This is a genomic window from Pseudomonas sp. MWU12-2037, from assembly GCF_023242345.1.
Lineage (GTDB): Bacteria > Pseudomonadota > Gammaproteobacteria > Pseudomonadales > Pseudomonadaceae > Aquipseudomonas > Aquipseudomonas gingeri_D.
Genome location: NZ_JALLIZ010000028.1, coordinates 51497 through 62285, shown reverse-complemented (window position 1 = coordinate 62285; position 10789 = coordinate 51497). Strand labels below are relative to the sequence as shown.

Genomic DNA, 10789 nt, shown 5'->3' with positions numbered 1-10789 from the left:
GCGGCCGATCAGGCGCTGCAAGCCTCACGGGCCCCATCGCCAGCAAGCCGGCTCCTACAGGGGTTGTGCTTCAAATGGAGCGGCGATGGTGGCCCTCTGCAGCCGGATCCGGTCCAGCCAATCCGGGTCCATCTCCGGCTCCGAGGAAAACAGCAGGCCGGTGTAGTCGCGGTGTGGCGGCGTGAAGATCACGTCCCGCGAGCCGGCGTCGACCACCTTCCCGCGCTGCATCACCACCACCTCATCGGCAATCGCCCGCACCGTCGCCACATCGTGGGTGATAAACAGGTAGGACACGCCCAACTGCCGCTGCACCCGATCCAGCAACTTGAGGATGCCCTCGGCCACCAATTGGTCCAACGCCGAAGTCACCTCATCGCAAATGATCACCTGCGGCTCCGCCGCCAGGGCCCGGGCGATACAGACCCGCTGCTTCTGCCCGCCGGACAGCTCCGACGGCAGCCGCTCCATGAACTTTCCCGGGTCGAGCTCGATCATCTCCAGCAACTCGGCCACCCGCTGGCGCAGGGCCTTGCCCTTGAGCCCCAGGTAGAACGCCAGCGGCCGGCCGATAATGTCGACGATGCGCTGGCGCGGATTGAGGGCCGTGTCGGGGATCTGGTAGATCATCTGGATACTGCGCAATTGCGCCTTGCTACGGTGGCGATAATCAGCCGGCAACACTTCACCGTCGAACAACACCTGCCCGCTGCTCGGTTGCAACAGGCCGGTAATCAGCCGTGCCGTGGTGCTCTTGCCGCTGCCCGACTCGCCGATCACCGCCAGGGTCTGGCCCCGATAGAGACGCATCGAGATATCGTGCAGCACCGGCTGCCGGCTGTAGCTGGCCGAGGCATTGCGCACTTCGAGCAAAGGCCCGCCCTGCTCCGGCCGGCCCTTGGGCTCGGTGCGGAAACAACGCACCGCCCACAGCGACTTGGTGTAGTCCTCGGTCGGCGCCTGGAGCATTTGCCGGGTCGCCGCCTCTTCCACCAACTTGCCATGGCGCAACACCATGATCCGGTCGGCCATCTGCGAGACCACCGCCAGGTCGTGGGTGATGTAGATCGCCGCCATGCCGAAGCGCTTCACCGCATCGCGAATCGCCGCCAGCACTTCGATCTGGGTGGTGACGTCAAGGGCCGTGGTCGGCTCGTCGAAGATGATCAGGTCCGGCTGGCAGGCCATGGCCATGGCGGTCATCGCCCGTTGCAACTGGCCGCCGGAGACCTGGTGCGGATAACGCCGGCCGATGCTTTCCGGGTTTGGCAGACGCAACACTCGATAGAGTTCCACCGCCTGGGCCTCGGCCTCGGCACGCTTCATCCCGCCATTGATCACGGCGGTTTCCACCTGCTGGTCGATCAGCCGCTGCGCCGGATTGAACGAGGCCGCCGCGCTCTGCGCCACATAGGCGATGCGCAGGCCGCGCAGTTTGCGCAAGGCCTCGGCGGAACACTGACGCAGGTCCTGTCCGTCGAAATGAATCGAGCCGCCGGTGATCAGGCAACCGTCGCGGGTATACCCCATGGCGGCCAGGCCCAGGGTCGACTTGCCCGCGCCGGATTCACCGATCAGGCCCAGCACTTCGCCCCGGGCCAGACTCAGGTCGATGCCCTGCACCAATGGATGCCAGGCATCGTCGTAGTGCCCTTCGATATGCAGGTCGCGGATCTGCAACAAACTCGGGTTCGCTTCATTCATGCTCAACATTCCTTCAGCCCGCTGGAGCGATAGAGCATCCAGTCGACGACAAAATTGACCCCCACCGTGAGCAATGCCACCGCCAGTGCCGGGAGCAAGGGCGTGAGGTCGCCGAAGGTGATCAGCACCGCGTTGTCGCGCACCATGCTGCCCCAGTCGGCGGTCGGCGGCTGGATGCCCAGGCCGAGAAACGACAGCGCACTGATAAACAGGAAAACGAAGCAGAAGCGCAGGCCGAACTCGGCGATCAGCGGCGCCGCGGCGTTGGGCAGGATCTCCCGGGTCACCAGCCAGAGCGTGCCCTCGCCTCGCAGCCGGGCCGCCTCGACAAAGTCCTGGACCACCACGTTCATCGCCACCGCCCGCGCCAGGCGGAATACCCGGGTCGAATCCAGCAGCGCGATCACCAGCACCAGCGAGGTCGCGGTGGTGCCCACCACGCTGAGGATCAGCAAGGCGAAGATCAGTTGCGGAATCGCCATAAGGATATCCACCAGCCGCGACAGGCCCATATCGACCCAACCGCCCTTGAGCGCCGCGATCAGGCCGGCCAGGCCGCCCACCAGGAACGCCAGCGCGGTAGTGAGAAAGGCCATGCCCACGGTATTGCGCGCGCCATAGAGCAGGCGGCTGAGCATGTCGCGCCCGAGGTTGTCGGTGCCCAGCGGGAACTGCGCGCCCCAGGCGGCGAAGCCATCGCCGACCACCTGGGTTTCTCCATAAGGCGCCAGGTGCGGGGCCAATAGCGCCACCGCGACATACAGGACAATCACGCAGAACCCGAATTTCGCACTCCAGGGCGCGTGGATCAGCTCTTTGAACACGGATTTCATGGGCTACCCCTTCGGATGCATCAGGCGTGGGTTGCTGGCGATGGACAGCACGTCGGCCAGGGTGTTGAGCACGATGTAGGTCGCGGCGAAGATCAGGCTGCAGGCCTGGACCACCGGGATATCGCGCTTGGCCACCGAGTCCACCAGCAACTGCCCCAGGCCCGGATAGACGAACACCACTTCGACCACCACCACACCCACCACCAGGTACGCCAGGTTCAGCGCGACCACGTTGACGATGGGGGCCAGGGCATTGGGCAAGGCATGGCGAAAGATGATCCGGCCCTGGCTGATACCCTTGAGCCGGGCCATTTCGATATAGGGGCTGGCCAGCAGGTTGATCAGCGCGGCGCGGGTCATGCGCATCATCTGCGCGACCACCACCAGGCTCAGGGTCGCTACCGGTAGCACCGAGCGCTCCAGGAGCATGCCGAAGGAGGCATCCGGCGGCAGGTTCGACAGGCTCGGCAACCAGCCCAGCTTGACCGAGAACAGCAGGATCAGCAGGTAGGCGACGAAGAACTCGGGGAACGACACCGCACTCAGGGCCACGCTATTGAGCAGCCGGTCGAACCACGAATTGCGGTACAACGCGGCGAGCATCCCCAGCAACAGCGCCAGAGGCACCGACACCAGCGCCGCCAGGCCGGCCAGGCACAGGGTGTTGCCCAGGCGACCGCCGACCAGTTCGGCGATGGGCCGCTGGTTGGCCAGCGAAGTGCCCAGGTCGCCCCGCAGGAGATGCCCGACCCAATGCACGAAACGCCAGAATGGCGGTTGGTCCAGGCCCAGTTGGGTGCGGAACGCCGCCAGGGTCTCAGGGGTTGCCGACTGCCCGAGCATGGCCTGGGCGATATCCCCCGGCAGCAACCCCACCGCCAGGAAGATGATCACCGACACCGCGAACAACGACAGCAGCCCCAGCGCCAGGCGCTGGGAGAGCAGTTTCAGAATACTGTTCATCTCGCGCTCCCGCCTCAGGCCTGCCACCAGCGCTCGATCAACCGCAGGCCGTCCAGTTCGCCATAGGGTGCGGTGAGCCCGCCGTGGGCTACACGGGTCGAGCGCGCCGCCACGGAGCTGGCGAACAACGGGATGATCGAGCCGCAATCGTCGCGGCAGATCGCCTGCATTTCGTTGTACATCTCGCGCCGCAACGGGTCGTTGAGTTCGCCCCGGGCCTGGTTGAGCAGGACGTTGAAGCGCGGGTTGTCCCAATGGGATTCGTTCCAGGCCGCGCCCTTGGCGTAACCGATGCTGAACATGCGGTCGGCGGTCAGGCTGCTGTACCAGAACGAGGTGGTGAATGGCTGTTTGTTCCAGACATTGGAGAAGAATCCGTCCGCCGGCTCGCGTACCACATCGATATCGATGCCGCCCGCCCTGGCCTGTTCCTTGAACAGCACCGACGCGTCCACCGCCCCGGAATACGCCGCATCGCTGGCTTGCAGACGGACCTTGAGCGAATCCACCCCGGCCTTGCGCAGGTAGAACCTAGCCTGGTCGGGGTCGTATTTGCGCTGTGGCAGTTGGGTATTGAGGAAGCGGCTGCCGGGCTGGATCGGATGGTCGTTGCCCACCGCGCCATAGCCCTTGAGCACCGAGGAGAGCAGCACTTCACGGTCGATACCGTGTTTCATCGCCATACGGATATCGTTGTTCTTGAACGCATCGCTGTCGCAGAGCATCGGGAAGGTGTACTGCTGGGCGCCCTTGGTTTCCTCGATGACCATGTTCGGGTTGCGCTTGAGCAGGCCGACGGTCTTCAGGTCGACCTTGTTGATCACATCGACCTGCCCGGTGATCAGTGCGTTGACCCGCGCCGCGCCATCGGAGATGGCCAGCAATTCCGCCGCGTCGAAATGCGCGCGACCGGTTTTCCAATAACCGGGGTTGCGCTCCAGGGCCATGCGCACGCCGGGCTCGAAGGACTTGAGGCGATAACCGCTGGTGCCGACGCCGGCGCGCCAGTCGGCCAGGCCGTCCTTGGCGGGCATGATCACCAGGTGATAGTCGGCGACCACATAGGGGAAGTCGGCATTGCCCGAATGCAGTTCGAAGGCCACGCTGTCGTTGCCGGCGGCGCGTACCGCGACCACTTCACCGAGCACGGTCTTGGCCGCGGAGGTGGACTTCTCACCGAGGTGATGCTGGATCGAGGCGATCACATCTTCGACGGCAAGAGGCTTGCCGTTGTGGAATTGCACCCCTGGGCGCAGTTTGAAGGTCCAGATCCTGGCATCCGGCGAGGACTCCCAGCTTTCGGCCAGCTCCGGGATGGCGGAACCGTCCACGGCGATTTCCACCAGGGTGTTGTAGATCGCCGAGAAGCCGACGAAGGTGAAGGTGTCGCTCCAGGAACCGGGATCGTAGGAGTCGGAGGTGCTGCCGCCGGCCAGCCCCAGGCGCAGGGTTCCGCCGGGTTTTGGCGTGGCGTCGGCGGCCCAGGCGCTGAGCGGGAAGCCCATGGAAACGGCAGCGCCGGCCAGCCCGGCCACAGCGCCGAGCTTGAGGAAGTCGCGGCGCTCCAGTGAAAGGCCGTGGGAAAACTGAGGAATCTTGTTGTTATTATCGCTCATCGAATTGCCCCTGTTACGTTGCGGGAAAAGGGTTCGTTTACTGATGCGGTATTAGGCCAAACGGATCAACGCATCCACCGCCACCGCGCCCTCGGCGTTGACCAGCAGCGGATTCACATCCAGTTCCAGCAATGGCCCGGCGTTCTCGCAGGCGTAATCCGCCACCGCGCGAATCGCCTTGACCAGAGCCGGCATATCCACCGCGGGGCCACCGCGAAAACCGGTCAGCAGCGGTGCGCAACGCAAGCCCAGCAACGCCTGGTGAATGGCCTGGTCGGTGGTCGGCAGCAGCAGGCTGCAGCTGTCCTTGAGCAACTCCACCAGAATCCCCCCGGCGCCGATCACCAGCGCCAGGCCGAAACCGGCTTCGCGCTTGACGCCGACGATCAGTTCCGCCAACGGTGGCGCGGCCATGCGCTCCAGCAACACCTGATTGAAAGCGAGCTCCGGCGCCTGTCGGGCCAGGTTGCCGCGCATGGTCTCGAGCGCCGCCTGCAACGCCACCTCGTCCTTGAGGTTAAGGGCGACACCACCGGCCTCGGTCTTGTGCGGCAAATCGGCACTGACCACCTTGAGCACCAGCGGGTAACCCAGGCTGCGGGCCTCGACCAACGCCTGCTCCGGCCGACACAACTGACCCTCGGGCAACGGCAGGCCGAAGGGCCGCAGAGCCTGCTTGGACTGCCACTCATCCAGCAGCCGTCCGCTACCCAGCACAGCATCCGGGCATACCGGCAACAACGCCGCCTCACCGCCATACAACAAGGCCTCGCGCCGCTGGCGGTAATGAGCGATCCGGCCCCAGGCCGCCAGCCCGTCTTCCACCCCTTGCAACGCCGGTACGCCGTGGGCGTGCAGACGTTCGCGGGCATGGGCCGGCAATAACTCGGGAAAGGCCGAGGCAACGAAACCGCTCTTGCCATGCCGCTCCAGGCACTCGCAATACAGCTCCAGCAGGAGATCGCATTCCTTGCGCTCGCCGGTAAACTGCGCCGGATAATCGAGCACCAGCAAGGCGGCATCGGACGGGGTACGCAAGGCCGTTTCGAGCATCTTTGCCAGGGCGTCACGGTCGCCCCAGATCGCCGTGGTGAAGTCCAGCGGATTGACCAGGTTGGCGTAGCTGGGCAACACCTGCGCCAGTTCGCCGCGCTGGTCTTCGTCCAGGGTGGGCAAGGTCAGGCCATTACGCTCGGCGTAGTCGGCGATCAGCCCCGCATCACCGCCGGAGCAGGCCAACCCGGTCAGGCTCGGACCCGCCGGCAAATGACCGCAGGCCGCCGCCTTGAGGGTTTCGACAAAACTCACCGGGCCACTGACCCGAATCACCCCGAGACGCGCGAACAGGCTGTCGTACAGCGCATCGGAACCGGCCAGGGAGCTGGTGTGACTGAGGGCCAGCTCGGCACCGATCTGCGACACCCCGGTTTTCAGGGCGATCACCGGAATACCTTTCTCCAGCGCCTTGTACGCCGCCCGGGCAAAACCCTGGACATTCTTCAACCCTTCCAGGTGCAGGCCGATGGCGGTGACCCGTGGCTCGTCGAGCAGCACGTCCATCAATTCGGCCACGCCCAACTGCGCCTGATTGCCCACCGAAGCCATATAGGCCAGGGGCAAGGAGCGGTCGCTCATGGACAGGTTGTAGGCGAAGTTGCCGCTCTGGGTCAGCACCGCCACGCCCTTCTCCACCGCCTTGCCGCCGTGGGCCACCGGCCACAGGGCAACATTGTGCAGATAGTCGAGCAAGCCATAACAGTTGGGCCCGAGCAACGCCATCTCGCCCGCCGCCTGCAGCAATTGTTCCTGCAGGGCCTGCCCCGCTTCGCCGGTTTCGGCAAAGCCGGAGGCATAGCAGATCGCCCCGCCCGCGCCCTTGGTTGCCAGTTCGGCGACACAGGCCAGGGTCAGTTCGCGGTTGGTAGCGATAAACACCGCGTCCGGTCCACAGGGCAACTGCGCAACCGACGCCACGCAGGGAATTCCGTCGAGTTCGGCATGCTGCGGATTGACCAACCACATCTGGCCCTGGAAACCGCCGTCGGCACAGCGCTTGAACGCCCGAGCCATGCTGCGCCCACCCACGAAGGCCAGGTGACGCGGCGCAAGCAGGCGCTTGAGGTTGTCTCTGATGGACATAGTGTTCTCCTGGTCCGATCAGCGCAGCAGCGGCCGCAGCAGTTCGCGGGAAATGATATGGCGCTGGATTTCCGAGGTGCCTTCCCAGATCCGCTCGATCCGCGCATTGCGCCAGATCCGCTCCACCGGCCCTTCGTCCATCAGGCCCATGCCGCCAAAAATCTGCACCGCTTCGTCGGCGGCGCGGCCCAGTACTTCGCTGGCGAACAGCTTGGCCATACCGGCCTCGCCGTCGGTCATGGTGCCCTGGTCCATTTTCCAGGCGGTGTGCAGGGTCATCAGTTCGGCGGCGCGGATTTCCGTGGCCATGTCCGCCAGCTTGAAAGAGATGCCCTGGTAGGTACCAATGGCCTGGCCGAACTGCTTGCGATCGGCCGACCATTGCAACGCCACATCCAGCGCCCGCTGAGCCTGGCCGACACAGTTGGCCGCGACCATCACCCGCCCGGCGGTCAGCCAGGCATTGGCGACGTCCCAGCCCTTGCCGATCTCGCCCAGCACCTTGGCCGCCGGGACCCGGCAGTCGTCGAAGAAGATTTCGCTGGTGTGATAACCGCGGTTGCTGACGCATCTCGGGCCACGGCGGATGGTCATGCCGGGAGTGTCGCGATCCACCAGGAACGAGGTCACGGCGTTGCGCTGGCGGCCATTGTGTTCGTAGGTGTCGGTCACCGCGAAGACGATGGCGAAGTCCGCGTGCCCGGCATGGCTGATGAAATGCTTGCTGCCATTGAGGACGAAATCATCGCCATCGCGTACCGCACGGGTCTTGATCGCATTGGCATCGGAGCCGGCGCCGGGCTCGGTCAGGGCGAAACAGTCGACCTTTTCACCGCGCACACAGGGCAACAAGTAGTCCTCGATCTGCGCCCCGGTGCAGGCCATCAGGATCTTCGACGGGCGCGCGACAAACACATGCAGCGCCCAGGACACTTTTGACAGCTCACGCTCGATCAGCGCCTGGGACAGGTAGTCGAGGCCACCGCCACCGACTTCTTCCGGCATGTTGAAGGCATAGAAGCCAGCCGCGATGGCCTTGGCGCGAATCTGTGCGGCCAGTTCCGGCGACACCGCGTCGGCGCGGTCAACGGCTTCCTCATGGGGCAGCAGTTCTTTCTCGACAAAGCTGCGAACGGCGTCCACCAGCATGTCCTGCTCTTGGGTCAGTTGGAAATTCATGGGGTACCTGCTGTTCGGTTACTGGCCGATAAAATGAGGGGCGCGTTTTTCCACCACGGCCCGGAGTGCCTCGGCACCATCGCGGCTGCGACCGCAGAGCAGGCCGGCGGCCTGTTCGGCCTGGAGCTGTTCGGCCAGGCTGCGCTGGGCGCCGTCGCGGATCAGCACTTTGCTCTGGGCAAAGGCGAAGGTCGGGCCTGACGCCAGTCGGGCGGCCAGCTCGGTGGCGGCGGATGCCAGCTGCTCATCGGCGCAGACTTCGCTTACCAGGCCGGTGGCCAGGGCGCGGTCGGCCCCCCAGAGTTCGTCGAGGAACAGCAGGCGCTTGGCCTGCTCGCTACCGATCAGGCGTGGCAGGTGCCAACTGGCCCCGGCGTCCGGCGAATAAGCCATGCTGGTATAGCCGGCCTTGAAGCGCGCCGATTGCGCGGCCAGGCGAAAATCGCAGCACAGGGTCAGGTCCATCCCGGCCCCCACCGCCGTGCCGTTGATGGCGGCGATGGTCGGCTTGGCGAAGTTGTGCAGGCGATTCATCAGGAGGTGGGCGGTTTCGGTCCAGCCGTAGCTTTCGAGGATTCCACGGCGCTCGGCATCGGCCCATTCGGCCAGGTCCGCGCCGGCGCAGAAGCTGCGGCCGCTGCCGGTCAGCACCAGCACCCGCACCGCCGGGTCGGCTTCGAAGCGTTCCAGCAGGTCGATCAGTGCCTTGAGGGTGGGAATGTCCAGCGCATTGCGCTGCTCGGGACGGTTGAGGGTGATCCGGGCGATGCCGGCCTCGACCGCGTGAAGCAGTGTCGGGTGGGAGGTCATGAAGGGCCCTCGTCTTATTGTTTTTGAGCGTGAGGTGAAGCGTTGCGGCCGATACTAAACAAGTGTTCAGTAACATCGCAATCTCTTGGGAAAATCCGCAGATGTGCGGACTTAAAGGGCAAGTCATTGATTAAAAATGGGATTTATAAAATCGAAGGCAAGACCGCGAGCAAGTTGTTACATCTTCGAACAACTCCCCTTGATAGCCGTCGAATAATCAACATGGCTGATATCGACTATGCCTGTGACCCTCTTACACCGCCGCCCGCCAATGTCTAGACTCGCGTTCCGTCCGTTCCAGAGCCTTCGCCGATGAATAACCACCCCGCCCCCGTGATGACCCGAGCCCTGGTGATGTTGTTCGCCTTCTGCTGTGGCGCCATTGTGGCCAACATCTACTACGCCCAGCCGATCATCGAGCTCATCGCTCCGGACCTCGGTATTTCCGCCCACAGCGCCAGCCTGATCGTGTCCCTGACCCAGATCGGCTACGCCCTGGGCCTGTTTTTCCTGGTGCCGCTGGGTGATCTGCTGGAAAACCGCAAGCTGATGATCGGCACCGCGCTGATCGCTGTGATCAGCCTGGTGGCCGCCGGCCTGGCCCGCCAGCCCGGTGTGTTCCTGGTGGTGTCGCTGCTGATCGGCTTCAGTTCGGTATCGGTGCAGATCCTGATTCCCCTGGCCGCGCACCTGGCCCCTGAAGAATCACGCGGGCGCGTGGTGGGCGGGATCATGGGCGGCCTGCTGCTGGGTATCCTGCTGGCGCGGCCGCTGTCCAGCGTGATCGCCGACCACTTCGGCTGGCGCACGGTGTTTATCGCCGCCGCCGTGCTGATGCTGTTCATCATGCTGGTGATCCTCACCACCATGCCCAAGCGCCAGCCCAACCACAGCGCCACCTACGGGCAACTGCTGGGGTCGCTGGGGAAACTCTTTCGCGACCAACCGGTGCTGCGTCAGCGCGCCTGGTACCAGGGCCTGATGTTCGCCACCTTCAGCCTGTTCTGGACCGCCGTGCCCCTGGAGCTGTCGCGGGTCCATGGCTTGTCGCAGTCGCAGATCGCCTTGTTTGCCCTGGTCGGAGCGATGGGGGCCATCGCCGCGCCGATGGCGGGTCGACTGGCGGATGCCGGGCATACACACCGGGCGTCCTGGCTGGCGATGTTGCTGGCAACCCTGAGCTTTGCCCCGGCGCTGATTCATCCGGCCTATAGCGTGATCGGCCTGGCGGTGACCGGCGTGTTGCTGGACTTCGCGGTGCAGATGAACATGGTGCTCGGGCAGCGTTCCGTCTACGCCCTTGATGCAGCCAGCCGCGGTCGCCTGAATGCCTTGTACATGACCAGCATTTTCATCGGCGGCGCTACCGGCTCGGCCCTGGCCAGCGTGTTGTATGAGCAAGGCGGCTGGCTGGCGATCATGGCGCTGGGCAGCGCGATGCCGCTGGTGGCGCTGTTGAGTTTCCTGATGGTCGCGAGCCGTCGGAAGCGTCAGCCGGCGCTGGCATAGAATCTTGTATGATCTGCTCTTTGCACACCACAGGGC

General features: G+C 64.7%; 8 protein-coding genes. 1 reads left to right on the top strand and 7 read right to left on the bottom strand.

Annotated features, from left to right (window positions below; genetic code table 11):
- Window positions 1-54: 54 nt before the first annotated feature.
- The 7 genes from M5B42_RS30450 to M5B42_RS30420 are packed head-to-tail and all read right to left on the bottom strand — an operon-like array spanning window position 55 to window position 9244.
- A complete protein-coding gene (locus tag M5B42_RS30450) occupies window positions 55-1704 on the bottom strand; it encodes an ABC transporter ATP-binding protein (protein ID WP_248747913.1) in 1650 nt (549 codons plus the stop codon).
- A 2-nt stretch (window positions 1705-1706) separates the two neighbouring features.
- A complete protein-coding gene (locus M5B42_RS30445) occupies window positions 1707-2537 on the bottom strand; it encodes an ABC transporter permease (protein WP_248747912.1) in 831 nt (276 codons plus the stop codon).
- Window positions 2538-2540: 3 nt separating this feature from the next.
- The gene (locus M5B42_RS30440) at window positions 2541-3500 is read right to left on the bottom strand and encodes an ABC transporter permease (RefSeq protein ID WP_103498734.1); all 960 of its coding nucleotides are present in this window, start codon (window positions 3498-3500) and stop codon (window positions 2541-2543) included.
- Between the two features lie 14 nt (window positions 3501-3514).
- A complete protein-coding gene (locus M5B42_RS30435) occupies window positions 3515-5116 on the bottom strand; it encodes an ABC transporter substrate-binding protein (protein WP_248747911.1) in 1602 nt (533 codons plus the stop codon).
- A 51-nt stretch (window positions 5117-5167) separates the two neighbouring features.
- Window positions 5168-7255 carry an acetate--CoA ligase family protein gene (locus M5B42_RS30430; RefSeq protein ID WP_248747910.1) on the bottom strand — a complete coding sequence of 696 codons (2088 nt, stop codon included), beginning with the start codon at window positions 7253-7255 and terminating at the stop codon, window positions 5168-5170.
- A gap of 18 nt (window positions 7256-7273) precedes the next feature.
- The gene (locus M5B42_RS30425) at window positions 7274-8434 is read right to left on the bottom strand and encodes an acyl-CoA dehydrogenase family protein (RefSeq protein WP_152739573.1); all 1161 of its coding nucleotides are present in this window, start codon (window positions 8432-8434) and stop codon (window positions 7274-7276) included.
- Window positions 8435-8452: 18 nt separating this feature from the next.
- Complete coding sequence (locus M5B42_RS30420) at window positions 8453-9244, bottom strand: enoyl-CoA hydratase-related protein (protein WP_152739574.1); 792 nt, start codon at window positions 9242-9244, stop codon at window positions 8453-8455.
- Between the two features lie 312 nt (window positions 9245-9556).
- On the opposite strand from M5B42_RS30420, the gene M5B42_RS30415 reads away from it, so the two are divergent.
- Window positions 9557-10753: an MFS transporter gene (locus tag M5B42_RS30415; RefSeq protein ID WP_103498739.1), complete on the top strand. Its 1197-nt coding sequence runs from the start codon at window positions 9557-9559 to the stop codon at window positions 10751-10753.
- The last annotated feature ends 36 nt before the right edge of the window (window positions 10754-10789 follow it).

Excerpts from the sequence above, each read along its gene's own strand:
- M5B42_RS30430 (WP_248747910.1), bottom strand. The coding sequence starts at position 7,255 with ATGTCCATCAGAGACAACCTCAAGCGCCTGCTTGCGCCGCGTCACCTG.
- M5B42_RS30435 (WP_248747911.1), bottom strand. The coding sequence starts at position 5,116 with ATGAGCGATAATAACAACAAGATTCCTCAGTTTTCCCACGGCCTTTCA.
- M5B42_RS30440 (WP_103498734.1), bottom strand. The coding sequence starts at position 3,500 with ATGAACAGTATTCTGAAACTGCTCTCCCAGCGCCTGGCGCTGGGGCTG.
- M5B42_RS30445 (WP_248747912.1), bottom strand. The coding sequence starts at position 2,537 with ATGAAATCCGTGTTCAAAGAGCTGATCCACGCGCCCTGGAGTGCGAAA.
- M5B42_RS30420 (WP_152739574.1), bottom strand. The coding sequence starts at position 9,244 with ATGACCTCCCACCCGACACTGCTTCACGCGGTCGAGGCCGGCATCGCC.
- M5B42_RS30450 (WP_248747913.1), bottom strand. The coding sequence starts at position 1,704 with ATGAATGAAGCGAACCCGAGTTTGTTGCAGATCCGCGACCTGCATATC.
- M5B42_RS30415 (WP_103498739.1), top strand. The coding sequence starts at position 9,557 with ATGAATAACCACCCCGCCCCCGTGATGACCCGAGCCCTGGTGATGTTG.
- M5B42_RS30425 (WP_152739573.1), bottom strand. The coding sequence starts at position 8,434 with ATGAATTTCCAACTGACCCAAGAGCAGGACATGCTGGTGGACGCCGTT.